We start from the raw sequence: 25463 nt of genomic DNA on the forward strand, positions 1-25463 counted from the left end.
ATCGTTCAATCAAGCCGCTGCATCATCTCGATGGCTTGGCGATAGGCGGTCGATTGCATGAGTGTCGTCCACTCCACTGACGGCACCTTGGGAAGCAGGCTCAGGCGGCGTGTCTCGCTCGCGGGGTTCGGCGCCCATCCGCCATCCCGGACGGCCGCGGCGAAGCCATCCAGCAATTCGTCGAGCACAGCGCCGCCGCCCAGGCTCTGGTTGCAGAGCAGCGCCAAGTCGCAGCCGGCGTGGAGAGCAGCCATGGCGGCGTCCGTATAGCTCAGCAGTCTGCCCTGTACCCGGCGCGCAGCTTCCATGCTGAGGTCGTCGCTGAATACCGCGCCTTCGAAGCGCAACTTGCCGCGCAGGATCTCCTTCAGCCACTTCGAGGAAAACCCTGCCGGTCGCCCATCGACCTTGGGGTAAATCACGTGTGCCGGCATGACCGCTGCGAGCGAGCCGACAAGCCAGTCGTAGGGGCGAGCGTCACCCGCGAGGATTGCCTTGAGGCTGCGCCGATCGACCGGCATCGCGACGTGCGAATCGGCCTTGACGAAGCCGTGCCCGGGAAAATGCTTGCCGCAATTGACCATGCCCGCTTGAAGCAATCCATGCATGAGGCTCCTGGCCAGCATCGCGACAACGCGCGGGTCGCGATGAAAGCTGCGGTCCCCGATGACGCTGCTTTCGCCGTAGTCCAGGTCCAGCACCGGTGCGAAAGTGAAGTCCACCCCGCACGCCCGGAGTTCGGCCGCCATGACGTAGCCGCAGGCCACGGCGACCTGCGCTGCCCGGAGCGGGTCGTTCATCCACATCTCGCCAAGCTTGCGCATGGACGGCAAACGCGTAAACCCATCGGTGCGAAAACGCTGGACGCGACCACCCTCGTGATCGACGCAGATGAGAACGTCCGGGCGCAGTGCCCTGATCTCGGCATTCAGGGCACACATCTGCGCACGATCTCGCCAGTTGCGGGCGAAGTGAATCACTCCCCCGACCCATGGATCAGCGAGCCGACGGCGGTCAGCAGCGTTGAGTTCGGTCCCAGCGACGTCGATGATCAGCGGGGCGTGTGGTGCTTCGTCGGTCATTGCTTTCGCTCGACGACCACGAAGCTCGCCGCATAGTCGGTTTCGTCAGTCACAGTCACGTGGGCAATCAGGCCCTCTCCTTCGAACCATTCCTTCAGGGCGCCGTGCAGCACGATCACGGGCTTGCCGCTCTTCAGGTTCGCGATCTCGCAGTTCCGCCAGGTCATCGGCATCCGCATGCCCATTCCGACTGCCTTGCTGAAGGCCTCCTTGGCCGAAAACCGAGTTGCTAGATAGCGCAGGCCGCGGTGGGGCCAGCGAGCGCTGCGGGCCTGCCAAGTCGCGTACTCGGCGTCAGTCAAGACTTTTCGGGCGAACCGGTCGCCCTGTCGCTGCAACGTGGCGGCGATGCGCCGGACGTCGCAGATGTCGGTACCGATGCCGTAGATCACTGGGCCTCGTCGATTCGGCGCAGATACTCGCGCGTCGCGGCGGCGTATCCGAGTTCGAGCGCGTCGGAGACAAAGGCATGGCCGATGGAGACCTCGCGGACATCGGGCACGGCGCGCAAAAACTCCGTGAGGTTCTCGCGGCTCAGATCGTGGCCGGCATTGACCTCGAGACCGGCCGCCTGCGCCGCCCGTGCGGCTTCGACGTAAAGCTGCAAAACGGCATCTGCCTTCGAGGTATCACGGGAGGCCGCATAGCCTTCCGTGTAAAGCTCGACGCGATCGGCCCCGACGGCTTTGGCAGCCGCCATCATTTCGGGATCCGGATCCATGAACAGGCTCACGCGCACACCTAGCGCGCGCGCTTCGGCAATCACCGGCCTGAGGCGTTCGGCATCTTCGGGAAAGCTCCACCCATGGTCGCTGGTCGACTGTGACTCGCTGTCTGGAACGAAGGTCGCCTGGTGCGGACGCAGTTCGCGGACGAACTCCATCAGGTTGTGAAAAGGATTGCCCTCGATGTTGAACTCCGCGTCGGGCCAGTCCTTGTGCAGCAGCGCGGACAGATCATGCACATCCTGCGGGCGAATGTGCCGCTCGTCCGGGCGCGGATGCACCGTGATCCCATGCGCCCCGGCGTCGAGGCACAGGGCGGCCGCGAACACGACGCTGGGGATGCCGAGCTGGCGCGTATTGCGCACCAGGGCGACCTTGTTGAGATTGACCGAAAGGGCGGTGGAGTTGGAAGTGCTCATAGGGCTTGCAGGTCCCGCATCATCTGTCGCGTACGCAGCGTTGCAACGCCGCAATGGTAGTTGAGCAAGGTGCGCAATTGGGTACGAAGCGCGCCGTTCACACCAGCACACACTCGCAGAGTCGAGGCAAATGGCGCGCGATCATCGAGCGCTGTCTGCAATAGCAACCAATCGGCGCCCTGGAGCGCAGCCTCGTCGTCGAATGCTTCCCGCAAGCCCGCCTCCGGCACGAGCGCATAGCGCGCGGCGGGCGCCAGCGGCGCCAAGGTCAGCGTCTGCGCATCGAGTGCTGGAAGCAAGCCGACTTCGCGCAACAGAAGCAGTTCGAACGCGCGCAGTGCAGCGGCTTGCGTCGCGGCCTGAGCGGCCGCGTGGTCACCTGCCAAAACCTGGACAACCGCCGCATAGGCATCGAAAAGCGCCTCGTGCGGGTCGTCGCGAGCTAGCAGGCGCAGCAAGAGTTCGTTGACGTAGTAGCCCGACAGCAGCGCCTCGCCGGTAGGCATCACGTGCCCACCCATCCACTCGGCGCCCTTGAGGGTGCGGATTTCAGCATCGCCGCTGAAGTTCAACTGCAGCGGCTGCAGCGGCAGCAAGACGGGCCGGAAATTCGAGCTCGGACGCTTCGCCCCCTTTGCAACCAGCGCAATGCGGCCGTGGTGCCGCGTGAAGGTCTCGAGGATCAGGCTCGATTCGCTCCAGTCGTAGCGATGCAGCACATAGGCCGGCTCATGAGTGGCTCGCATACCCGCAGACTTGCTCATCTCGGGTGGCCGTCACCCTTTTTGCTCATTCATAGCCGAAAGATCGCACACGGGCTTCATCGTCGGCCCAGCCGGAGCGCACCTTGACCCAAAGCTCGATGAACACCTTGGCGTCCATCAACTTTTCGAGCTCCTGGCGCGTCTCGGTACCGATGCGCTTGATGCGCTCGCCCTTGTCGCCGATGACCATCGCCTTGTGGCCGTCCCGCTCCACCACGATCGTCGCGGCGATCTTGAGCAGGCGCTTCTGGCCCTTGCGCGCAGGCGGCTCTTCCTCGAACTTGTCGATGATGACGGTGGATGTGTAAGGGAGCTCGTCGCCCGTGAGGCGAAACAGCTTCTCGCGCACCATCTCGCTCGCCAGGAACTGCTCGCTGCGATCAGTGAGTTCGTCTTCGGCGTACCACCAAGCCTGTTCGGGCAGGTATTTTTCGCAGATGCCGAAGAGGCGCTCGATGTCTTTCGAATTCTTTGCCGACATGGGCACGAACTCCGCAAAGGCATGCTTCTGCTGCATCGTCTGCAGCCACGGTGCGACGTCGGCGCGGCGATGCACGTTGTCCAACTTGTTGGCGATCAATACCGTGGGAATACCTGTGCCGAGAAGCTTGAGCACGCGCTCGTCTGCCGGCGTGAAACTACCGGCTTCGACCACAAACAGGATCAGATCGACGTCCGAAACCGCCCCGACCACCGTCTTGTTAAGAGATCGGTTCAACGCGTTGGCGTGGAGTGTCTGAAAGCCGGGCGTGTCGACGAACACGAACTGCGTGGCTCTGAGCGTGCGCATGCCCGTGATGCGGTGGCGCGTAGTTTGTGCCTTGCGCGAAGTGATGCTGATCTTCTGGCCGACGAGAGCGTTGAGCAACGTCGACTTGCCGACATTGGGCTTTCCGACGATGGCGACGAGGCCGCATCGCTGGGAAACGGGATTGGCTGCTGTGGCCGTGTGCGCGGCTTCCGCACCACCTTCTGGCAATTGGGGAGCGGAGTCTTTGGGGTCGTTCATGGGGATGCTTTCGCGCCGCGCGCCTTGAGCCGGATCAACATCGCCGCCGCGGCAGCCTGCTCGCCGGCACGGCGCGAGCCGCCAATGCCGTGCTCACGCAGACCCAGATCAGGCGCTTCGCACTCAACCTCGAAAGTCTGCTTGTGCGCCGCGCCGAGGGTTCCGACTACGCGATAAACCGGCAACTTCATTTTGTGGCCCTGAAGCCATTCCTGCAATTCAGTCTTTGGGTCCTTGGCCACAGCTTCCATGCGCGGATTGATCTCGACAGGCTCGTACAGGCGTTGCACGAGCGCTTGAGCAGCGACGAATCCGGCGTCGAGGTAGACCGCGCCGATGACGGCTTCTAAAGCGTCAGCCAGGATCGATGGCCGGTTGGGCCCTCCTGAACGTGCCTCGCCTTCCCCCAATCGCAAGAGCGGCGACAACGCCAGCTTGACCGCGAGTTGATGCAGGGTTTCCTGTTTGACCAGATTGGCCCGAACCCTGGACAGGTCGCCCTCCGGCATTTCCGAAAGGCGGGTGAAAAGCAGATGCGAGACGGCCAAATTCAGGACGGAGTCGCCGAGAAATTCGAGCCGCTCGTTGTGATCAGAGGAGAAACTGCGATGCGTCAATGCCTGCTGCAGGAGTCGCAGGTCCGCGAACGAATGCTGAAGGCGCGCCTGAAGCGCAGCCAGGCCATTGCCGGTCACGACACGATCGGCGCTGCGGGCCGGCCACCGGCAAACCTGGACGTGCGTTTCATCTAGCTCGATTGGCCTCGGTACTTGAGCACCAAAAAGGCGGGTCCAAAAAGGTGAATTTCACGATCGTAGGCAAAGGACACCACCACCTTGTCGCCGTCCTTCTTCACGTCGAGATCCCGTCCGCTGACGGACTTGAAGTCGTCGATGGCCTGCGCGCGATCGAAGATGGCGCGGACTTCAGGCACGGTCGTGCCTTCCTTGGCCTTGTTGGCGGCCTTGGTGATCGCCTGATATTCAATCAGCGTCGGAATGACCTGGGCCACCACGACGCCCACGCACGCGACCACAATGGCCACGAACAAAAGTCCCAAGAACGAGATGCCGCGCTGCTTCTGCTTTGCCTGCTGAGTCCTCATGCCCTCTTTCCCCTCGATGAATTGCCGAATACTTATTTGAATGTGCCGATCCGCCTCAGGTCACCAAAATTCATCCAGATCAAAAACGCCTTGCCGACGATGTTCGCGTCTGGAACAAACCCCCAATAGCGCGAATCGAGCGAATTGTCACGGTTGTCGCCCATCATGAAGTAATAGCCAGGCGGCACCTTGCACACGACACCTTCAACACTGTAGCGGCAATTTTCCTGATTAGGGAACGGCATGATCTCAACTTCGGAAAGCCCGGCTCGGCGCGTATCGTCGTTGAGCAGCTTGTGCTGCGTGTCCCCCAGCTTTTCGGTGTATTGCTTGAGGTAGCGCATCGTCTCTTCGTCGAAGAAATCCGGCACCGCGTCCTTGCTCACGGGCTGGCCGTTGATCGTGAGCTTCTTGTTGAGGTATGCCACCTCGTCCCCCGGGACTCCCACCACGCGTTTGATGTAATCCATGCTCGGCTTGGGCGGGTAGCGGAATACCATAACGTCCCCCCGCGCTGGCGGTCGACCATCGGTGATTTTGGTGTTGATCACAGGCAGGCGCAGGCCATAGACGAATTTGTTGACCAGGATCAGGTCGCCCGTGAGAAGCGTCGGCATCATGGAACCCGACGGGATCTTGAAGGGTTCGAAGAGGAACGACCGCAGCAGGAACACGACGAGGATCACCGGGAACAGCCCGGCGGTCCAATCCAGCCACCATGGCTGCATGATCAGGCGTTCGCTGGCCTTCGCGTCGACTGTGTCGACCTGCGTGATGCCTTGGCGACTCAGCTCCTCACGCCGTCTCGCGAGCGAGGCGTCGAGCGCTTCGGCCGCGCGTCGGCGTCTGGGCAGGAAATAGAAGCGCTCGGCGAGCCAATAGGCGCCGGTGACAACTGTTGCCAGGAAGAGCAGCAGCGCAAAGTTGCCTTCGACTGCGCCGAAATACCAGGCGCCTACATAGCCGACGAAGGCCGCGAGAATCAGGGAAGTGAGAAATGCCATCTTTAGTCTTCGACTTGAAGGATGGCGAGGAAGGCCTCTTGCGGGACCTCGACCGAGCCGATCTGCTTCATTCTTTTTTTGCCCGCCTTCTGCTTTTCAAGCAGCTTCTTCTTGCGGGTAATGTCGCCGCCATAGCACTTGGCGAGCACGTTCTTGCGCAGAGCCTTGATTGTCTCACGTGCAATGATGTTGGCCCCGATAGCTGCCTGGATCGCAACGTCGTACATCTGCCGCGAAATGATTTCGCGCATCTTCGAAACGACGGCCCTGCCACGGAACTGGCTCTGGCTCCGGTGCACGATGATCGACAGCGCGTCGACCTTTTCTCCGTTGAGCAGGATGTCGACCTTGACGACGTCCGACGCGCGATATTCCTTGAACTCGTAGTCCATGGATGCATAGCCCCGGCTCACCGATTTGAGCTTGTCGAAGAAATCGAGCACGATCTCGCCCAACGGCATTTCGTAGGTCAACATCACTTGCCGCCCGTGGTACGCCATGTTCATCTGGACGCCGCGCTTCTGGTTGGCAAGCGTCATGACCGAACCGACGTACTCCTGCGGCATATAGAGATGAACCGTGACGATCGGCTCGCGAATCTCGGACATCCGGCCGACGTCGGGCATCTTGGAGGGGTTCTCGACCATGATGACTTCGCCATCGTTCTTGACGACTTGGTAGACCACGCTGGGCGCGGTCGTGATCAGGTCCTGATCGAATTCACGCTCCAGACGCTCCTGCACGATTTCCATGTGCAGCAGGCCGAGAAAGCCGCATCTGAATCCGAAGCCCAGTGCCTGCGAAACCTCGGGCTCGTAGTGCAGCGACGAATCGTTGAGCTTGAGCTTCTCGAGGGCGTCGCGAAGAGAGTCGTACTCGCTCGCCTCGGTGGGATAGAGCCCGGCGAAGACCTGGGGCTGGATCTCCTTGAAACCCGGCAATGCCTCGGTCGCTGTGGCGGCAGCACCACCCGTGCCCGGCTTGATCAGCGTGACTGTGTCGCCCACCTTGGCAGCCTGAAGTTCCTTAATCCCGGCGATGATGAAACCCACCTCCCCGGCTTCAAGAGACTGGCGCACTTCAGTTGCGGGAGTAAACACACCCAGGTTGTCGGCGTTGTAGGTGGCGCCCGAGGCCATCATCTTGATTCGATCGCCTTTGGCGAGACGGCCATCGACAACGCGCACCAGCATCACGACACCAACGTAGGCATCGAACCAGCTGTCGATGATCATCGCGCGCAGTGCGCCGTTTGGATTGCCACGCGGCGACGGCACTTTCGCGACGATCGCCTCGAGAATTTCATCGATGCCCATGCCCGTCTTGGCCGAACATGGAATCGCGTCGGTTGCGTCGATGCCGATCACGTCTTCGATTTCAGCCTTCGCGTTATCGGGATCGGCCTGAGGCAAATCCATCTTGTTGAGCACCGGCACAACCTCGACGCCGAGGTCCAATGCGGTGTAGCAGTTGGCCACTGTCTGTGCTTCAACACCTTGGCTTGCATCGACGACGAGCAGCGCACCTTCGCATGCGGAGAGCGAGCGGCTCACCTCATAAGAGAAGTCGACGTGGCCCGGCGTGTCGATCAGATTGAGGTTGTAGACCTGCCCATCGAGCGCCTTGTAGTGCAGCGCGGCTGTCTGCGCCTTGATGGTTATCCCACGCTCTTTCTCGATATCCATCGAGTCGAGGACTTGCGCTTCCATCTCGCGCTCAGCGAGTCCACCGCAGCGTTGGATCAATCGATCCGCAAGCGTCGACTTGCCATGATCAATGTGCGCAATGATCGAAAAATTTCTGATGTGATTCATCAACGGGAACGCTTAAGTACTTGAATTGGCTTGCGCGAAGTCGGAAGCAGGCAAGAAAAAAGGGCGCGTCTACAAGAGACGCGCCCTGAACCAACAAGCAATGGCAACTGCAGTAGTTGGAACTTCATTGTAGGCAAAAAGGGGTGCGCGTACAGCGGGACCGAGGTCCGGGATTGGTCGTTGCAGGCCAGCAACATGGCTCTTATGAACAGCTTATCAACAGGATCGGTGGACCGAATGCTTAACAACTTGTGGGCGAACTGTGGACCACCGGTGGACGGCTATTGGGCATCTCGCATCGTGAAGAAGATCGGGTTCCTTATGCAAAGTTGAACCGCCACGGCTCCTATATTCTACTGATTTTCGTCGTTAGCCGATCCTGTAGTTAGCGAGTGCCAACTACGAAACAACGCTTGGTGAGTCGATTTTTTTTGATCGAGACGCTGTCTCCGCGCGACAACCCGGAAAAAAATCGAACCCAAACCCGACCGCGCGGTGGGGCCACTTGACGCACGAGAAGAGTTCAGCGTGCGGGCCGGAGCAGCGCATATTGCGCCCAGTCGCCTCGACGGAAAAGCAGGCTCACAGGCTTGTTCTTGTCCGACTTCGCAAGGGCCGCCTCGAAGTCCTTCACATTGGCCACTTCCACGTTGCTGATCGCGAGGACCACGTCCCCCTCGCGCAATCCAGCCCGAGCCGCGGCACCCGAGGCTGCATCGACCTTCACGCCACCTTTCAGCTTCAGCTCTTTCTTCTGCGCTTCAGTGAGATCGCTCAACGTCAGGCCCATCGACTTGGCAGCGGCTGATGCTGGCGTTTTGCTGGACGAGTCTTCCCGATCAGAGGTTGGCTTGATTGGCTTGTCAGGTTCGATCTCAGCGACTGTCACGTTCAAGTCCCGCAAATTGCCGCGGCGGAACACAGTCACCGAACTCTTGGTCCCGGGCTTCGTGTTTCCGACCAGGCGCGGCAGATCGCTTGGCTTATCGATGGCTTTACCGTCGAACTTGGTGATGATGTCGCCCGGCTCGATCCCGGCTTTCTCGCCCGGAGACCCTGACTCCACTCCGCGCACGAGCGCGCCTTGTGCCTTGCCGAGGCCAATCGATTCGGCGACATCCTTGGTCACCTGATCGATTTGCACGCCGATTCGCCCACGCGAAACACGGCCGAACGCACGCAACTGATCGCTCACGCGAATGGCTTCATCGATCGGGATGGAGAAGGAGATACCCATGAACCCGCCGGACCGTGAATAGATCTGGCTGTTGATGCCAACGACTTCGCCGCGCATGTTGATCAACGGGCCGCCCGAATTTCCGGGATTGATCGCCACGTCAGTCTGGATGAAGGGCAAGTAGTCGCCGGTATCCCGTTGCTTGGCGCTCACGATGCCAGCGGTGACCGTGTTCTCGAGGCCGAACGGAGACCCGATCGCCATCACCCATTCGCCGACCCGCAGCTTCGAAATGTCTCCGACCTTGACCGCAGGAAGACCTGTCGCATCGATCTTCACGACCGCCACGTCTGTCCGCTTGTCTGCGCCGATGATCTTGGCCTTGAACTCACGCTTGTCCGGCAAGGTCACGAGCACCTCGGACGCGCCATCGACGACGTGGGCATTGGTCATGACGAAGCCATCCGACGAAAGGATGAAGCCCGACCCCACGCCGCGGGGCCGCTCCTCTTCCTGCGGCGCTTGAGGCCGATTCGGCCGGGGACCCTGCCGCGGCACCCCTGGCATGGGCTGGCCGAAGAAGCGCCGGAAGAACTCCTGCATCTCCTCGTCCATTTCGGGGTTGCCGCCCTGCGTCACCTTTTCGACCGTACGAATGTTGACCACGGCGGGACCGACCTGATCGACCAGATCGGTGAAGTCCGGAAGCACGCGCGTTTGGGCGGATGCCGGAGTTGATGGCAGCAATGCAGTTGTCGATACGACAGCGACAGCGCAGGCCAGCAAGCATGAGCGGAATGTGTTCCCCTCGACTTTGAACATCATCAGCTTCTTTCGTTTGAGAGACTTAGACTGAAAACACCATCTATGCGCGCCAACACTCAATGCAAGCGCGCGAGGTTTTGTGCAAAAGCGTCCAGCGCCTGCGGCGGCACCTCACCCACGGCAGTCAGCCACCATTCGCCATCCTTGTCGACCAAGCGGCGCGTGAGCGTGAAAGTGGCTCCGAGCGCAAGGAGCACTTCCTGCGGTTTGCGCTCGGCATCGTAAGGCTCCAGGAACAACGAGACAGAGGCAAGGCCATCCGAGAAAGTCCATTGCATCGTGTGCCCCTGACCTTCGCCGGCGGTAGGTCGTCGATAGCAATTCACCGGCCTGAAGCCGGCAACGTCTTTCTTCAGCGTCCACCCTTCGCGCTGCGCCGTCGTGCGCTCGAGCTCGGACTTCTCGACCCGGTAACCCGCGGTGCTGCTCATCATCTGCGTCAGCGCGTGAACCTTGATCGGTGCATCGAGCTGAAGCTCGGAAAAAGCCGACTGCTCGATCACCTTTTTGTCGCCGTCTACCGTCTGCAGCTTCAAGACCAGCCCTGACCGCCGCTCGCTCCACACGCGATAGCCGAACCGAAGTCTATCCCGCGGTTCGAGTTGCACCACGTCGGTATCGAAGCCAGCCACACGGTCCTTGCCGATCACGCGAACATCATAGAAATTGGCGATCGAGGAATCCGGAGAACCCGACAAACTCGGGAACAGTTCAAGGTTTTCCCGCTTTTCGCTTTTGACGATTTTTGATTCCGGCAGAAAGGTCACGACATGGTCGTTGCGCCGGAAAGTGGACCGGGGCGGCCCCGACAAGGCTTCGATCCGCTCCATCTGCAGATCGCCTTCGCACACGTGCCAGATCCGGGCGCTCGAGAGATTACCGGCTTCGGCGGAAACAACGAACGTGCCCGCATAGCTACGCTGCCGAGAAGCGGCATGCATGCGCTGGAGCCACTCCACGACACCCAGAGCCGGAGCGTCGCCCGCACTACTGGCGCCTTTCGCTGGCGGTGAGGGCATCCGCGTCTGCCCGACAGCAAACTGCGCCATGCACAGTGCGGCCATGAGGATCGCGGACCTGCGCGCGGGTATTTGCATCGAGACAGTCATTGCATGAGGAACAGGCACGCAATTAGCGCGAAGGTCTTTCGAAGGTGGCATTGCGCAGGAAGCCCGACGGCAACTGGGACGCGCCGCCAACCTGCTGATGGGCCTCGAGCAATTGGTCCAGCCTCGGGTCACGAATCATGACCTGAGGATCTCCGGACCCGACGAGCACGCGCGCAGGAACCAATGTCTGCGGCGGCCTGGGGGTGTTCGCCGTTGCGACGACCGCTGAAGGAGCTTGTTGCTGCGCCAGTTGCGCATCCGCGGAACGCCCACCACCCACGCCCACCCAGTTCCAGCCTATCGCCGCCGCCGCTGCCAGAGACGCGGCGCCCGCGACCAGCTTCCAGCGAAACGCAGGTTCGTTGGCGGCTTCGCCATGCACACTCTGTACCGGACTTGCATCCACCGGTGCAGCAATGAGAGGCGGGGCTGCGGGCTCGGACGCCAATCGGCCCTGCAGCCGGGACAGGAACGTCGAACTATCGCTGCATGCCGCATGCGCGCCCGACCGAAGCACATCACCAACCAGATGGTAGGTTTGCCATACAGAACGCAATTCTTCGTCCACGCAAATTCGGCCGATGATCTGTGCGAATTCATCATCGCGCAGATGGCCATCGGCAAGCGCGGACACCTGCTCACGAACCAAGTTTGTGTTCATCTTATTCACCTGCTCACCAGCGCTTGCCGGACTGGTTGTCCAGCAAGGGTTTGACCCTGGCCGAAATCGCTTCACGTGCCCGAAAGATGCGCGACCGCACCGTGCCGATCGGACAGCTCATGACTTCGGCAATCTCTTCATAGCTCATCCCCTCGATCTCGCGCAGCGTCACTGCCTGCCGGAGCTCGGCGGGCAGTGCTTCCATCGCCGCTTCAACGGCCGCCGCAATTTCATTGGCAGCCAAAACGGATTCGGGGGTCTCGTCGCTGATTGGTTCGTTTCCGGGTCGGTAAGTTTCATCGTCGTCTTCGGAAGACGAACGCAAGGCACTCTCCGATACCGTCGGGTCGCGCTTCATGTCTACCAGCGCCTTTTTTGCCGTGTTGACTGCGATCCGATAGAGCCAGGTGTAGAACTGAGCTTCGCCGCGAAACTGATGGAGCGCGCGATAGGCTCGGATAAAAGTCTCCTGGGCGATGTCTTCGACCAGATTGACGTCCCGAACCATCCGTCCAATCAAGCGCTCGATCCGCCGCTGGTACTTGATGACGAGCAGCTCGAACGCCTTCTGGTCTCCGGCGACTGTTCGCTGAACGAGCTGAAAATCGACCTCCCCAGGTTTGGCAGCTTCGGCCGGCCCATCGGCAAGACCGGCGCCGGGTGGCACTGGGGGTGGCGAAGCTGTCATGATGAGGATTTGAGGGCGTTCGGCCCAGTCGAACTCGGCGCGCGACTTGATGGATCGGTCGGAGCAGCGCGCGAATATAGCGCACGGCGCAGATCTGTCCATCGAGCAGGCATGGCATTGCGGTCGAGCCAGATCCAGCGCCGCCTACGACCAGATTGAGACAAGCAGACCAGCAGCAGGAACTGGAGATCCAACGCCACGCTTGCCCGAGCCGTTTGAATCGGAGCTTCTCCTGACGCTGTCCAATGCTGCCCGTCAAAGATCAGATCAGCCGATGCCGAGTGACGGATGGCGCCAACCCATGCCATCATTCCCGCGCCAATGGCGGTCAACAGCAGAAGGCCCTCTCGCCACCCGGTGCTCGGCGTCCGCACGCAGGCAATCGAGACAGCGCAGACGCCAAGTCCCCACGAGATCAGCAGAATGCGCTCCGCATTGCGCGAGCGCCCCACCGGATAGCTCACCGAGGGGGCGCTGTGCATGAGTCGAACAGAATCAAACGCGCTTGAACACCAGCGTGCCGTTGGTGCCGCCAAATCCGAAATTGTTCTTGACCGCGACATCGATCTTGAGATCACGCGCTACATTCGCGCAGTAGTCGAGATCGCACTCCGGGTCTTGATTGAAGATGTTGATCGTCGGCGGGCTCTTTTGATGATGTAGCGCAAGAACCGTGAACACCGATTCGATGCCGCCGGCACCGCCTAGCAAGTGGCCGGTCATCGACTTGGTCGAATTGACGACGAGCTTTTTGGCGTGATCACCAAACGCATTCTTGATGGCGTTGGTTTCGTTCAAGTCGCCCAACGGGGTCGACGTTCCATGGGCGTTGATGTACTGCACCTGATCAGGGTTTACGCCAGCATTGGCCAGCGCCATTTCCATGGACCGCCGCGGACCGTCGACGTTCGGCGCAGTCATGTGAAAGGCGTCTCCGCTCATTCCGAAACCTGAGACTTCAGCGTAGATCTTGGCGCCTCGTGCCTTTGCGCGCTCATACTCTTCGAGCACGAGAACGCCAGCACCTTCGCCGAGTACAAAGCCATCGCGGTCCTTGTCCCACGGCCGAGACGCGGTGGACGGATCGTCATTCCGGGTGGACAGGGCTCTTGCCGCTGCAAATCCCCCCAATCCCAAGGGGGAAACCGTAGATTCGGAGCCGCCGGCAATCATCACATCGGCGTCGCCGTACTCGATCATGCGAGCGGACGTTCCGATTGCATGCAAGCCCGTCGTGCAGGCAGTAACGACAGCGATGTTGGGACCCTTGAATCCATATTGAATGGAGACGTGGCCGGAGATCATGTTGATGATGGACGCCGGCACGAAGAATGGAGACACACGGCGTGGGCCGCGGTTCACCAGTTCGGCGTGGGTGTCTTCAATCAACGGGAGCCCGCCGATGCCGGAGCCGATGTTGCATCCGATGCGCACCGCCTGCTCTTCCGGCAATGCATCACCGGTTGGCAAGCCGCTATCCTGCACTGCCTGCATTGCTGCGGCGAGCCCCAAATGGATGAAGCGGTCCATGTGGCGCGCTTCCTTCTCCGGGATGTACTGCTTGATGTCGAAACCCTTCACTTCGCCTGCAAACCTGCAGGAAAAAGCGCTCACATCGAACTTGGTAATGGTCTCGATGCCCGACTTCCCGGCCAAGAGATTGGCCCAGGATTCGGTGACGGTGTTTCCGACAGGAGCGAGGCAACCGAGCCCGGTCACGACGACGCGGCGTTTGGTCATGCCGGCAAACCTTTCTGGGAGCACTGAGACCGCTGCATGGCACGCGCGAGCATGGAAACTGCGGGGCCGAAGAAACGGAGACTCAGCTTGGCCGATCAGGCCTTTTGGTTCTTGGTGGCGTAGTCGACGGCGTTCTGGACCGTCGTGATCTTTTCGGCGTCTTCGTCCGGGATCTCGATGCCGAATTCGTCTTCGAGCGCCATCACGAGTTCGACCGTGTCGAGCGAGTCTGCACCGAGGTCGGCGACGAATGCCTTTTCATTGGTGACTTGGGACTCTTCAACGCCGAGTTGTTCGGCAATGATTTTCTTGACACGTGCTTCGATATCGCTCATTTTGTTCCCTCTGAGGGTTGTAGGTAAACGGTGGATTTTAGCCGGCCGTGTTGTGGCAATTGCCGCACAGCCGCTGGTGAAAAGTGTTGCGCCCGCAGCTTACATGTGCATGCCGCCATTCACGTGCAGTTCCTGCCCCGTGACGTAGCCGGCTTGCGGAGAGGCCATAAAGGCGACAGCATGCGCTATGTCGGCGGGCTTGCCCAAATGACCCAATGGAATCTGGGCGAGCAGCGCCTGCTGTTGCGCCTCCGGGAGACTGGCGGTCATATCGGTTTCGATGAAACCCGGAGCCACGCAATTGACGGTGATATTGCGGCTGCCGAGTTCGCGCGCCAAGGCTCGCGTCATTCCTGCAACGCCAGCCTTTGCAGCCGCATAGTTGGCTTGCCCCGCGTTGCCTGAAGCGCCGACCACGCTCGTGATATTGATAATTCGGCCATAGCGCTGCTTCATCATGGGCCGCATGACCGCACGCGAAAGGCGGAAAACGGCCTTCAGGTTGGTGTCCAGCACGGCATCCCAGTCAGCGTCCTTCAGCCTCATGGCGAGCGTGTCTCGGGTAATGCCGGCATTGTTGACCAGTACGTGGATGGCGCCGTAAACCTTGACGATCTCATCGATCAGCGCCTCGACCGCCGGGCCGTCGTTGACGTCCAGTGCACAGCCGCGGCCACCATGCGCGCTCAGCGCCGCAGTGATCTTGGCCGCACCTTCTTCGGTGGTGCCTGTGCCAATGACCTTGAGCCCGCGCTGCGCCAGTTCGGCCGCGATCGCGGCGCCGATTCCGCGCGACGCGCCGGTAACCAGCGCGACCTGTCCTTCGAATTTGGGTGTACTCATGAAAAACCTTCGGGCTCAAGCGCCGAGCAATTGCCGCGTTTCGGCGAGCGTCGCCGGGTCGTAGACCGATGCCGCCGAAATTTCGGGCTCGATTCGCTTTGCCATGCCCGCAAGCACCTTGCCTGGCCCGCACTCGACAATGACCTCCACGCCGCGTTCCTTCAAGGCACGCACAGTCTCGACCCATCGCACCGGGCCCGCTGCCTGACGCACCAAAGCATCGCGAATGAATTCGGGATCGGACGTCACGCTCACGTCGATGTTGTTGATCACCGGAATGCGCGGGGCCACAAGCACCACCGACGCCAGCCGCTCACGCAACGCCTCTGCGGCAGGTTTCATCAGGCTTGAATGAAAGGGCGCCGACACTGGCAAAGGAAGCGCCCGCTTTGCACCGCTCGCCTTCAATACCTCGCACGCCTTGTCGACGGCAGCCTTGCTGCCTGCAATCACGGTCTGCTGCGGATCATTGAAATTCACCGCTTCGACGACTTCTGCGCTGGCAGCCCCGAACGCTCGGGTCACCTCGGCGCAACCTGCCTTGACCTTCTCTGCATCCATGCCAAGGATGGCCGCCATTGCACCGACGCCGATGGGCACGGCCTGCTGCATCGCCTGAGCACGGAAGCGCACCAACGGTGCAGCTTCGGCCAACGTCAAGGCCCCTGACGCGACCAGTGCGGAGTATTCACCCAGCGAATGGCCAGCGACGACAGACGGCAGATCGCCGCCCTCTGCAATCCAGGCGCGCCACGCCGCCACTCCGGCGACCAGCATCACAGGCTGCGTGTTCGTCGTGAGGGCCAGCGACTCCTTCGGACCTTCGTTGATGAGACGGCCGATGTCCTGGTCGAGAGCGTCGGAAGCCTCACGCAAGGTTTCAGTCACTGCAGGGTGATCACCCCAAGCGTCGAGCATCCCAACAGCTTGGGAACCTTGCCCAGGGAAGACAAAAGCGAAAGTTTTCATTGTTCGTGGTGATTCAGCGGGGGCTCGGTCGGGGAAACCAGCTTGTCAATAGTTGAGCAACACCGCGCCCCATGTGAAACCGCCGCCAACGCCCTCGAGCATCAAGGTATCACCCTTCTTCACCTTGCCGCTTCGAACAGCATGGTCGAGCGCCAGCGGTATGGAGGCTGCCGAAGTATTGCCGTGCTCGTCAACGGTGACGATCAGCTTTTCACGAGGCAACTTCAGTTTCTTTGCTGTGCCTTCCATGATGCGGATGTTCGCCTGGTGCGGGATCAGCCAATCGATGTCGTTGTCCGACTTGCCGGCCTTCTGCAAGGCAGCGCGAGCCGCGTCTTCCAGCACGCGCACGGCGAGCTTGAAAACCGCTTGCCCGTCCATGTGAAGCAATGGCGTGCCCAGGACCGAGCCGCCCGACACATGACCCGGAACGCACAGGATGCCCACATGCTTGCCATCGGCGTGCAGATCGCTTGAAAGTATTCCCGGTTCGTCGCTGGCCTCGAGAATGACAGCCCCAGCGCCGTCGCCGAAGAGCACGCACGTGGTGCGATCGTTGAAATCAAGAATGCGAGAGAACACTTCCGCGCCGACGACGAGCGCACATTTGGCACTTCCCGTCCGAATCATCGCGTCTGCGACCGTCAACGCATACACAAATCCGCTGCATACCGCCTGAACGTCGAAGGCCGGACATCCGGCAATGCCCAACTTGTTCTGAAGAATGGCTGCCGAGGAAGGGAACACCATGTCGGGTGTGGAGGTCGCGACGATGATCAGGTCGATGTCCGCTGCACTGCGTCGGGCAGACTCCAGCGCATGCTTTGCGGCTTCCAGGGCCAGATCGCTGCTCGCCACGTCGGGAGCCGCGAAATGCCGAGCCCGGATACCGGTCCTCTCGATGATCCATTGGTCAGAAGTCTCGACGCCCCGGGTGGCCAGGTCTCTGGCGAGATCGTCGTTCGTGACACGGCGAGGTGGCAGGTAACTGCCAGTGCCTGTAATGCGGGAGAAAGGAGTCATCAATCGTGGAGCGCCGCGGCGGCGGCCGGCGCCGCCGAATTCTGACGCGCAAGCAATGGCGCGGCGTGGGCGATGCGAGCCCGCACGCGATCGAGCAGGTTGTTGCGAGCGGCATCATAAGCGCGATCAAGCGCGTGCCCGAAGGCCACTTCATCGGCAGAGCCATGGCTCTTGAAGACGAGGCCGCGCAGGCCGAGCAATGCTGCGCCGTTGTACCTGCGGTGGTCAAGCCGCTTTTTGAGCGCTTTTAGGACCGGATAGGACACGATCGCGGCAAATTTGCTGAATAGCCCATTGGTGTATTCGATCCGCAGAAAGTCCACGATCATCGAGGCAACGCCCTCGGTTGCCTTCAGCGTGACGTTGCCGACAAAGCCGTCGCAGACGACGATGTCGGTGGTCCCTTTGAAAATATCGTTGCCCTCCACGTTTCCGTAGAAGTTCAGATCCTGCGAGTTGGCAGCCTTGCGTAGCAGCTGACTAGCTCTTTTGATAGTTTCGCTGCCTTTAATGGCTTCTTCGCCAACATTGAGGAGCCCCACGGACGGGGCCTCGTTGCCAGTCAGCGCCGACACCAGCGCAGATCCCAACACCGCAAACTGCAGCAGATCTTCGGCGTCGCAGTCGACATTGGCACCGAGATCCAGCACTGTTGTTGCGCCGCCCTTGCTGTTGGGCAACTGCGGAGCAATCGCAGGGCGATCAATCCCGTCCAGTGTCTTCAGCAAGTACCTCGCGATCGCCATGAGAGCGCCCGTGTTCCCGGCAGAGATGGCGGCTTGCGCCACACCATCCTTGACTTGCTGGATGGCGACTCGCATGGACGAGTCTTTTTTCTTTCGCAGTGCCACCTCGACAGGATCGTCCATGCCGATCACTTCGCGAGCGGGAATCACCGTCGCCCGAGGGTGCGAAAAATTTGCAAGTGCGTCAGGCATTCCCACAAGAAGCAGCGATGCTTCCGAGTGACGCTCTAGAAATGCTCGACATGCCGGGAGGGTGACCCGCGGACCATGGTCGCCGCCCATGCAGTCAACAGCAAGCGTGATCACGGGCGACGCTGAAACGAGTGCAGGCGGTGTGGGCATCAAAACAAAGGCCCGACGCTACGGGAAAAGTAGCTTCGGGCCCTGGCCTTGAGTAGAAGTTAGGCTTCAGATTTGGTCTTGAGCACCTTGCGGCCGCGATAAAAACCGTTGGGGCTGATGTGGTGACGCAGATGCGTTTCGCCGGTGGTTGGCTCGACGGCAATGCCGGGCACGCCCAGCGCGTTGTGCGAACGATGCATGCCGCGCTTCGACGGCGACTTCTTGTTTTGCTGGACGGCCATACTGGCTCCTGGAAGTATTCGGGTGAGTTGGTGTGCATGCGGGGCGGCGATAACGCTTTGAAGCACTAGCGGCGGCGCGCGCGAAGCCCGTGAGTATAGCCCAACGCGACACCACACGCCAAATGGAAGTGTTGCGGCCTATTTTGTCTTGTCGGAACGCAATGCGCCAAGGGCAGCGAACGGGTTGGGCCGCTCTGCCTCTGCTGCCTCGAAGTCGGGGTCCACGGCGGAGAGTCGCATCGGCTCAGGACAAACCTCGTGCCGCGGCGTGACGGGGATTTCCATCAGAAGTTCGTCTTCAATGAGCTCGTGAAGGTTGAAGTCACGACTCGCCACGAGCACGTCCTCTTCCGCCTCCTCATCTTCCGCCGCGGCGGTCGCTTCGTCGGCGGCAAAACGAAACCAGCGGTCGATATGCAGCGTCACCTCGACAGGCGCAAGGCAACGTTGGCATACCAGCTGAACCCGAACTTCCGCGGTCAGGTGTAGCCACGGCACGTTGGCGCCTTCCGGCCCGTTGCGGGTCTGGCCGGCGGCTTCCCATCGAACGGTCAAATCGTCAGCGGGGGCCGCCAACTCGGCGCGCAGGCGTTCGTAGTTCTGGAGGGGCTCGTTTGCGGAAAGGACTGCAGCAGATGCGGCGAAGCCATTCACGTCGAGCCGGCTGGGGGCAAATTCTCTCGTCATCCGCGCCAGTCTAAACCGCTCGCGCACAATCATGACCATGCAACGCCAAGTGATTCTTGCCTCGACATCGCGCTATCGCCGGGAACTCATGCTCCGACTGCGCCTGCCTTTTGACATTCAGGCGCCTGAAGTTGATGAAACTGCAATGGAAAGCGAAACGCCAGCCGCGCTCGCCGATCGACTGGCACTCGAAAAAGCAAAAGCGGTCGCGCGCCTTTTCCCCGAAGCGATCGTGATTGGATCCGACCAAGTGGCCGACCTGCACGGCGAGCCCCTTGGAAAACCTGGGGACCACGCACGTGCTACAGCCCAATTGCGGCGAATGCGCGGCCAAACCCTGATCTTTCAGACGGCAGTCGCGGTTGTTTGCCAAAGCACCAGCTTCACCCAGCGCGACCTTGCGCCGGTAAAGGTAACTTTTCGCGACTTGAGTGACGCAGCCATCGAGGCTTACTTGAACGCGGAGCAACCCTACGACTGCGCCGGTAGTGCCAAGAGTGAAGGCTTGGGCATCGCATTGCTCGATGCCATCGAAAGCGATGATCCAACCGCCCTCATCGGCCTGCCGCTGATTCGAACAGCCAGGATGCTGCGCGCGGCAGGAGTCGACCTGCTGTGAATATCGAGGCCTACGGAAAGCTGTACCTCGTGCCGGCACCGCTGGACTTCGGGTGTGACGAGCAACTGGATCTTCAAGCCACAGTGCCACGTGGCACCCTACAAGCGGCCGCCCAGATCACGCACTGGATCTGCGAGAACGCGAAGTCGGCTCGGGCCTACCTCAAGCGGATCGACGCCATCTTGCCGCTCGCGGCCCCGCTCCAAGCTCTGCAGATCCAGGAATTGCCGCGCGAAGTGCACAAGAAAGGCGACCACGGCGGCCAGTTCGATGCCGGCCCTCTTCTTTCCGCTGCGCTCGAAGGGCACGACGTCGGCCTGCTCAGCGAAGCAGGCATGCCCGCCGTCGCGGATCCGGGATCGTCCGTAGCGAGGGCAGCGCATGAGCTGGGCATCGCGGTCGTTCCGCTGACCGGTCCTGTATCTCTGCTGCTCGCGCTGGCAGCGAGCGGGCTCAATGGTCAGAACTTCGCTTTTGTTGGGTATCTCCCGCAGGACACCGAGGCGCGAATCCGGCGCATACGCGAGCTCGAAGCGCTTGCCCTGAAGACCGGCCAGACGCAGCTTTTCATCGAAACCCCCTATCGCAATGCCGTGATGCTGCAGGCGTTGACGCAGACGCTCCAGCACAACACCCGCCTGGCCGTCGCGAGCGGGCTCACCCTGGGGTCTTCGCACGTTCGCAGCGAAACGGTCAAAGCCTGGCGCGCGCGTCCTCGGCTGGCGGAAGAGCGTGCGCCGGCGGTATTCGCCATCGGCCGCTGACCACCCCGCCGACGCCATGACGGTCGTTTCCGCAAGCATGCGCTGGGCTTCGCGAGCGCAGTTCTTCTGTTCAGGATTTGTCTTTGCGACGTGGGGAGTCCACATCCCCACCGTGAAAGCGCACTACGGCGTCGATGAAGCGCAATTGGGGCTCGCGCTGCTCGCGGCAGGAGTGGGGGCGCTCCTGGGCCTGACGCAGGCGAGTCGATGGATCGGCCGCTACGGCGCGGCTCGTGTGGCGGGCGTTTGCGGTTCGATATATGCGCTGCTGCTGGCAGGTTTGTTGATCGCGCCAGGCTATGCCGCGCTGCTCGTCCTACTCGCTGCATTCGGTATCGCCACGAGCGTCTTCGACGTGGCAATCAATACCGAGGCAGCGCAACTCGAGCTTCGAGGCGGCAAACCGTTGATGAGCGGCATGCACGGCATGTTCAGCCTCGGCGGCATGGTTGGCGCTACCACGGGCAGTGCGGCCATTGCAGCGGGGATGGCCGCGCACCACCATCTGTTGCTCGTCGCGGCGGCGATGGCGCTCACCGTCTCACTGTCCGCGCGGCGGATGCTCCCGAAAGAGGCAACGGCGTCCGCCAGCGCGGCCGAAGGCTTCCGGATGCCTCGCGGCACTCTCGCGGTACTCGGGGTGCTGGCGGCGCTCGGACTGATTGCCGAAGGCGCCATTTACGACTGGAGCGTCCTCTATCTTCAGCAGGAATTGGGCAGCCCGCAGCAGCAAGCCGCCCTCGCCTATGCGAGTTTTTCCGCGGCAATGGCTCTGACCCGCTTCGGCGGCGATGCCCTGCGCGCGCGCTTTGCGCCGGACGTGCTCCTGCGCGGCAGCGCGCTGCTCGCCGCCTTGTCGATGACGCTGGTGCTGATCACGGACACGCCCTGGATGGCCCTGATCGGATTCGCAGGTGTTGGCGTCGGCTTCGCCAATGTGGTGCCGATTCTTTTTGCGGCCGCTGCGCGCGTGCCGGACGTCGATCCGGCACAAGGCATCGCCGCGGTATCGGCCGTGGCCTACCTCGGCTTCATGTCAGGGCCGCCGGTGATCGGCTTCCTTGCGCAGCTCAGCAGTCTGACGGCCGCGCTGTACGTCGTGGTGGTCTTTGCCGCCGGACTCGCCGCGTCGGCGCGCCGCGCCAATTCAGAGTAGCCCGCTCAATTCAGCGCAAAGCAGGCGCGGCGTGCAGGGCTCGCACCGAGGCGTCGCCGAGGGCTGCACCAAATTTCTTCGCAAGCTTCTCGGCGACGTTGTCGCGACGCGTGTAGTCGATGACTTCTTCAGCTTTGATCACCTCGCGGGCCACATAGTCGACATTGCCGAGCTGATCGGCGAGCCCTAGTTCGATCGCCTGCTGGCCACTCCAGAACAGACCGCTGAACAAGCCGGGAGTGTCCAATTTGAGCCGATTGCCGCGGCCGGTCTTGACCACGTCGATGAACTGCGCGTGGATCTGATCCAGCATTTGCTGCGCGTGCGCACGCTGGGCGTCATTCATCGGGCTGAATGGATCCAGGAAGCCCTTGTTTTCGCCCGCGGTCAGAAGCCTGCGTTCCACGCCGACCTTGTCCATGAGGCCGGTAAATCCGAAACCGTCCATCAGCACACCGATGCTTCCGACAATGCTGGCCTTGTCGACGAAAACCTTGTCGGTTGCGGCGGCAATGTAGTAAGCGGCGGAAGCACAGGTCTCCTCGACAACGGCGTAGATCGGCTTTTTGTACTTGGCGCGCATACGCTTGATTTCGTCGTTGATGATGCCGGCCTGCACCGGACTGCCGCCGGGCGAGTTGATCAGCAGCACAATGCCCTTTGCGCCGTCGTCTTCGAACGCCGTCTTCATAGCCGCGACCACGAATTCAGCGCTCGCATCCGCGCCCGCCGCGATTTCGCCCTTGATTTCAACCACAGCGGTATGCGCGGTCGTCTTGGCGGCTGTTGGCGTCGCGCGCGAAACGGCAAACCACGCCAGGAAGATGAAGAACGCCAGCCACGCGAGCCGAACGAATATCTTCCAACGGCGGCTGGCTCGTTGTTCGCGCAAGGCAGCAAAGGCCAGCTTTTCAAGGGTCGCGCGCTCCCAGCCGGCTTGCTGCGTCGGGTCGTTCTTTGACATGATCGTTGGGTTAGGGCCGGGCGCAGTGCGCTGGAGAGGCTCGAAACCCTCGGGCTCCTTGCGGGTGGAATCTGTCATTTCAGAAGACGAGAGGTTGGAGGTTCCAGTCAGTATGCCAGTGGACAACGCCGTCATGCTCGCTCAACGCGATCTTCACCAGCCCGCCACGGCAAGGGCCCCCGGCACATTCCCCTGTGTCGGGCTTGTAGACGGCACCATGGGTTGCGCACAGCAGCCACTGCCCGGAGTCGTCGAAAAAGCGATCGGGCTGGAAGTCCAACTCCATCGCGACGTGGCTGCAGCGGTTCAGAAAGGCATATGGCCGGCCTTCGAATCGGATCGCAAAGGCGCGGCATGCTTGCCCGCCATGCACCACATCGAACGGCACGCCACGCCCGCCCTCGACCAGATCAGCGGCATTGCAAAGAGGAATGCACTCGCTCATGCGCGAATTGTCACGCGTTCCCAAGAAGCCAGTCGGTCAAACCAGAGACTGAATGCGCCACATGCAGCGGAGACAAGGCGTCGAACTCATGGGGTTTGTGGGCTCCGTAGCTGACGCCGACACTCGCACAGCCGGCGTTGATCGCGAGTTGCAGATCGTGCGTGGTGTCCCCGATCATGAGGGTTCGTTCGGGGCACGCATCGAGCTCTTCCATCAGTTCGAGCAACATCCGGGGATGCGGCTTTCCGAAGGTCTCGTCGGCCGTGCGAGAAGCATCGAACCGATCGCGCAAAGCAACTGTAGCCAGCGCCTCATTCAGTCCGCGGCGCGATTTGCCGGTTGCGACGGCGAGCATGTAGCCGCGCGCCCGAAGCGCATCGAGCATCGGCAGAACGCCGTCGAACAACACAAGATCGTCCTGATGCTGAAGATAGTGATAACGATAGCGCGCACCCAGTTCGGCGTACTTTTCCTTCGGTACGTCCGGGGCGGCTCGAGCGAGCGCTTCGGCAAGGCCGAGGCCGATCACCCAGGCGGCGTCGTTTTCGCTCGGCTTGGCACCGCCGACGTCGACCACCGCCGCCTGAATGCACCGAACGATGAGGCGGGTCGAGTCGTAAAGTGTCCCGTCCCAGTCAAAAGCAATCAGATCGAAACGGCGTGGGCGGCTATCAGTCATGTGGAATCGTCGAGGAATGGGTCGCGAGCACTTCAAGTGCAGCTTGGGGCATCAACGCGTGCAGTTCAGGCGGCAGATTGGCCCGAAGCTCCATGCGTTCATTGGTCGCTGGATGGGTGAATTGCAAGAGCCACGCATGCAGAAACATGCGTTTGAGGCCGATTTTCTGGAGGGCTCGATTGCGCTCGAAATCGCCGTATTTGTCGTCGCCCGCGATCGCGTGACCTGCCGATGCAAGATGCACTCGGATCTGGTGCGTTCTGCCAGTCTTGATGGTGACCGACAGCAGTGATACAGGCGCAGTGTCTCCCTTCAGGGTGAAGCTGGAAAGCACCTTCACCAAGGTGACCGCCCGCATGGCGTCCGGGTGGTCCTTGGCGACGACCCGCACGCGCCGCTCTCCTGCATCAGAGGTGCCGTCAGCACCCGGCAACAAATACTTGGCAAGGGACGCGTCAAGTACCTTCTTGTTGGCCGGCCAACTTCCTTCGACCAGCGCGAGATAGGTCTTGCCGGTCTCGCGCTCGCGGAACTGGTTTTGCAGCGCGGTCAATGCGCTGCGCTTCTTGGCGACCAGGAGGATGCCCGACGTTTCCCGGTCGAGCCGATGCACGAGTTCCAGAAATCGGGCGGCAGGCCGCGCCCTGCGCAATTGCTCGATGACCCCAAAGCTCACGCCGCTGCCGCCATGAACCGCCACGCCCGCAGGCTTGTCGATGGCGACCAACGCATCGTCTTCATGGATCACAGGGAATTCACGGGCGGGCGCTGGCGCAGATGCGCCCTCCTCTGACCGAGGTGATACGCGGACCGGAGGAAGACGCAAGACGTCACCGGAGGCCAGGCGAGTCTCGGCCTGCACGCGCCCCTTGTTGATGCGCACCTCTCCCGACCGGATGATCCGGTAGACGTGGGTCTTCGGTACGCCCTTAAGTTGGCGGAAAAGGAAGTTATCCAACCGCTGCCCGGCAGACTCTTCGTCGACCGTCAGAAAGCGAACTTCGGTCGCCGCGGGGCTCGGCTTCGCACCTATAATGTTTTTCACCAGCGCGGCCATGTAAGTGCTTGATTAATCAGAAGTTTAGAGCACTGCAAGCGGCGCTGTGAGGTCGATGCCGCTTTGATGTCGAGTTCGCAAGCCACGCGCAAACGCGCAAGGCGGCGGGCACTGCACCCGAGTCAAGCCGACGCCCACGAAACACCGATACGGAATACCCCAGCCGGCAGGCTCATAGCTGCCGGCGGATCGAAGCGAGTACCTTGTGTTGATGCTATTGGTTCAACTTGTCCTGCGTTGGCTGATGCCGACGAGTTCGGGCATTGAGCCGCCAGCTGTGCGCGCCACCATTGCGCCAGTCGCCGTTGACAACACGGCGAGTCAACATCACGTCGGGCTCGCGCCCATCCATGCGCCCCCACCCTGGCCGGCATCGAGTTGACTCTCGATGCGGCTGCTCGCGCTCGCGCGGCAGCCACCATCTGCCAGGGCTTAGCGGCAATTCCTTCGTTTCGCGACGCGTCGTCCGT

At 61.3% G+C, this 25463-nt stretch carries 29 protein-coding genes; 4 read left to right on the forward strand and 25 right to left on the reverse strand.

Annotated elements, in window-relative coordinates; genetic code table 11:
* Nucleotides 1-5: 5 nt before the first annotated feature.
* The 6 genes from nagZ to rnc are packed head-to-tail and all read right to left on the reverse strand — an operon-like array spanning nt 6 to nt 4637.
* A complete protein-coding gene (nagZ, locus tag AC1DEK_RS21445; protein WP_478127299.1) occupies nt 6-1082 on the reverse strand; it encodes a beta-N-acetylhexosaminidase in 1077 nt (358 codons plus the stop codon).
* A complete protein-coding gene (acpS, locus tag AC1DEK_RS21450; protein ID WP_478127300.1) occupies nt 1079-1474 on the reverse strand; it encodes a holo-ACP synthase in 396 nt (131 codons plus the stop codon). The genes nagZ and acpS overlap by 4 nt, the downstream gene beginning before the upstream one ends.
* Entirely contained in the window at nt 1471-2226 is a 756-nt protein-coding gene (locus tag AC1DEK_RS21455) for a pyridoxine 5'-phosphate synthase (protein WP_478127301.1), read from the reverse strand. Before AC1DEK_RS21455 ends, acpS begins: the two co-directional genes overlap by 4 nt.
* The gene (gene recO, locus AC1DEK_RS21460; RefSeq protein ID WP_478127302.1) at nt 2223-2972 is read right to left on the reverse strand and encodes a DNA repair protein RecO; all 750 of its coding nucleotides are present in this window, start codon (nt 2970-2972) and stop codon (nt 2223-2225) included. Before recO ends, AC1DEK_RS21455 begins: the two co-directional genes overlap by 4 nt.
* 43 nt (nt 2973-3015) lie before the next feature.
* Nucleotides 3016-3999 carry a GTPase Era gene (era, locus tag AC1DEK_RS21465; RefSeq protein WP_478127303.1) on the reverse strand — a complete coding sequence of 328 codons (984 nt, stop codon included), beginning with the start codon at nt 3997-3999 and terminating at the stop codon, nt 3016-3018.
* Nucleotides 3996-4637 (reverse strand): ribonuclease III, encoded by a 642-nt coding sequence (rnc, locus tag AC1DEK_RS21470; protein ID WP_478127370.1) that lies wholly within the window; start codon nt 4635-4637, stop codon nt 3996-3998. The genes era and rnc overlap by 4 nt, the downstream gene beginning before the upstream one ends.
* Here rnc and AC1DEK_RS21475 point away from each other — a divergent pair.
* On the forward strand, nt 4608-4751 hold the full coding sequence (locus AC1DEK_RS21475) for a hypothetical protein (protein WP_478127377.1): 144 nt from the start codon (nt 4608-4610) through the stop codon (nt 4749-4751). The genes rnc and AC1DEK_RS21475 overlap by 30 nt on opposite strands.
* Here AC1DEK_RS21475 and AC1DEK_RS21480 read toward each other — a convergent pair.
* The 15 genes from AC1DEK_RS21480 to AC1DEK_RS21550 all read right to left on the reverse strand — a co-directional run bounded on the left by AC1DEK_RS21480 (nt 4748) and on the right by AC1DEK_RS21550 (nt 19309).
* Nucleotides 4748-5104: a DUF4845 domain-containing protein gene (locus tag AC1DEK_RS21480; protein ID WP_478127304.1), complete on the reverse strand. Its 357-nt coding sequence runs from the start codon at nt 5102-5104 to the stop codon at nt 4748-4750. The two genes, AC1DEK_RS21475 and AC1DEK_RS21480, sit on opposite strands and share 4 nt — an antisense overlap.
* A gap of 32 nt (nt 5105-5136) precedes the next feature.
* Nucleotides 5137-6108 (reverse strand): signal peptidase I, encoded by a 972-nt coding sequence (gene lepB, locus AC1DEK_RS21485; RefSeq protein ID WP_478127305.1) that lies wholly within the window; start codon nt 6106-6108, stop codon nt 5137-5139.
* Between the two features lie 2 nt (nt 6109-6110).
* Complete coding sequence (gene lepA, locus AC1DEK_RS21490) at nt 6111-7922, reverse strand: translation elongation factor 4 (RefSeq protein WP_478127306.1); 1812 nt, start codon at nt 7920-7922, stop codon at nt 6111-6113.
* Between the two features lie 523 nt (nt 7923-8445).
* A complete protein-coding gene (locus AC1DEK_RS21495; protein WP_478127307.1) occupies nt 8446-9924 on the reverse strand; it encodes a DegQ family serine endoprotease in 1479 nt (492 codons plus the stop codon).
* Between the two features lie 56 nt (nt 9925-9980).
* On the reverse strand, nt 9981-11033 hold the full coding sequence (locus AC1DEK_RS21500) for a MucB/RseB C-terminal domain-containing protein (protein ID WP_478127308.1): 1053 nt from the start codon (nt 11031-11033) through the stop codon (nt 9981-9983).
* Nucleotides 11034-11055: 22 nt separating this feature from the next.
* Complete coding sequence (locus AC1DEK_RS21505; RefSeq protein WP_478127309.1) at nt 11056-11694, reverse strand: sigma-E factor negative regulatory protein; 639 nt, start codon at nt 11692-11694, stop codon at nt 11056-11058.
* Between the two features lie 13 nt (nt 11695-11707).
* Complete coding sequence (gene rpoE / locus AC1DEK_RS21510) at nt 11708-12382, reverse strand: RNA polymerase sigma factor RpoE (RefSeq protein ID WP_478127310.1); 675 nt, start codon at nt 12380-12382, stop codon at nt 11708-11710.
* A gap of 495 nt (nt 12383-12877) precedes the next feature.
* Nucleotides 12878-14122 carry a beta-ketoacyl-ACP synthase II gene (gene fabF / locus AC1DEK_RS21515; RefSeq protein WP_478127311.1) on the reverse strand — a complete coding sequence of 415 codons (1245 nt, stop codon included), beginning with the start codon at nt 14120-14122 and terminating at the stop codon, nt 12878-12880.
* Between the two features lie 95 nt (nt 14123-14217).
* Nucleotides 14218-14457 carry an acyl carrier protein gene (gene acpP, locus AC1DEK_RS21520; protein ID WP_007830471.1) on the reverse strand — a complete coding sequence of 80 codons (240 nt, stop codon included), beginning with the start codon at nt 14455-14457 and terminating at the stop codon, nt 14218-14220.
* 99 nt (nt 14458-14556) lie between these two features.
* On the reverse strand, nt 14557-15300 hold the full coding sequence (fabG, locus tag AC1DEK_RS21525) for a 3-oxoacyl-ACP reductase FabG (RefSeq protein ID WP_478127312.1): 744 nt from the start codon (nt 15298-15300) through the stop codon (nt 14557-14559).
* 15 nt (nt 15301-15315) lie between these two features.
* Nucleotides 15316-16269, reverse strand: coding sequence for an ACP S-malonyltransferase (gene fabD, locus AC1DEK_RS21530; protein ID WP_478127313.1), 954 nt, complete (start codon nt 16267-16269; stop codon nt 15316-15318).
* Nucleotides 16270-16314: 45 nt separating this feature from the next.
* On the reverse strand, nt 16315-17292 hold the full coding sequence (locus tag AC1DEK_RS21535) for a beta-ketoacyl-ACP synthase III (protein WP_478127314.1): 978 nt from the start codon (nt 17290-17292) through the stop codon (nt 16315-16317).
* A complete protein-coding gene (plsX, locus tag AC1DEK_RS21540) occupies nt 17292-18344 on the reverse strand; it encodes a phosphate acyltransferase PlsX (protein ID WP_478127315.1) in 1053 nt (350 codons plus the stop codon). The genes AC1DEK_RS21535 and plsX overlap by 1 nt, the downstream gene beginning before the upstream one ends.
* A 95-nt stretch (nt 18345-18439) precedes the next feature.
* Complete coding sequence (rpmF, locus tag AC1DEK_RS21545; RefSeq protein ID WP_028248601.1) at nt 18440-18622, reverse strand: 50S ribosomal protein L32; 183 nt, start codon at nt 18620-18622, stop codon at nt 18440-18442.
* 138 nt (nt 18623-18760) lie between these two features.
* Nucleotides 18761-19309 carry a YceD family protein gene (locus tag AC1DEK_RS21550; RefSeq protein ID WP_478127371.1) on the reverse strand — a complete coding sequence of 183 codons (549 nt, stop codon included), beginning with the start codon at nt 19307-19309 and terminating at the stop codon, nt 18761-18763.
* A gap of 37 nt (nt 19310-19346) precedes the next feature.
* Here AC1DEK_RS21550 and AC1DEK_RS21555 point away from each other — a divergent pair, with 37 nt between their 5' ends.
* The 3 genes from AC1DEK_RS21555 to AC1DEK_RS21565 are packed head-to-tail and all read left to right on the forward strand — an operon-like array spanning nt 19347 to nt 21848.
* Complete coding sequence (locus AC1DEK_RS21555; protein WP_478127372.1) at nt 19347-19928, forward strand: Maf family protein; 582 nt, start codon at nt 19347-19349, stop codon at nt 19926-19928.
* Nucleotides 19925-20692, forward strand: a complete 768-nt coding sequence (locus tag AC1DEK_RS21560) for an SAM-dependent methyltransferase (RefSeq protein ID WP_478127316.1) — start codon at nt 19925-19927, stop codon at nt 20690-20692. The genes AC1DEK_RS21555 and AC1DEK_RS21560 overlap by 4 nt, the downstream gene beginning before the upstream one ends.
* Before the next feature lie 16 nt (nt 20693-20708).
* Nucleotides 20709-21848 (forward strand): MFS transporter, encoded by a 1140-nt coding sequence (locus AC1DEK_RS21565; RefSeq protein WP_478127317.1) that lies wholly within the window; start codon nt 20709-20711, stop codon nt 21846-21848.
* Between the two features lie 10 nt (nt 21849-21858).
* On the opposite strand, the gene AC1DEK_RS21570 is transcribed toward AC1DEK_RS21565, so the two are convergent.
* Genes AC1DEK_RS21570 through AC1DEK_RS21585 form a run of 4 tightly spaced genes read right to left on the reverse strand, consistent with a single transcriptional unit; the run spans nt 21859 to nt 24981 of the window.
* Nucleotides 21859-22890 (reverse strand): S49 family peptidase, encoded by a 1032-nt coding sequence (locus AC1DEK_RS21570; RefSeq protein ID WP_478127373.1) that lies wholly within the window; start codon nt 22888-22890, stop codon nt 21859-21861.
* Between the two features lies 1 nt (nt 22891).
* Nucleotides 22892-23257, reverse strand: a complete 366-nt coding sequence (locus tag AC1DEK_RS21575) for a Rieske (2Fe-2S) protein (protein WP_478127318.1) — start codon at nt 23255-23257, stop codon at nt 22892-22894.
* 10 nt (nt 23258-23267) lie between these two features.
* Nucleotides 23268-23936, reverse strand: a complete 669-nt coding sequence (locus tag AC1DEK_RS21580; RefSeq protein WP_478127319.1) for an HAD-IIIA family hydrolase — start codon at nt 23934-23936, stop codon at nt 23268-23270.
* Entirely contained in the window at nt 23929-24981 is a 1053-nt protein-coding gene (locus AC1DEK_RS21585) for an RluA family pseudouridine synthase (protein ID WP_478127320.1), read from the reverse strand. Before AC1DEK_RS21585 ends, AC1DEK_RS21580 begins: the two co-directional genes overlap by 8 nt.
* Between the last annotated feature and the right edge of the window lie 482 nt (nt 24982-25463).

It is taken from the genome of Variovorax sp. 10N420, from assembly GCF_056394705.1.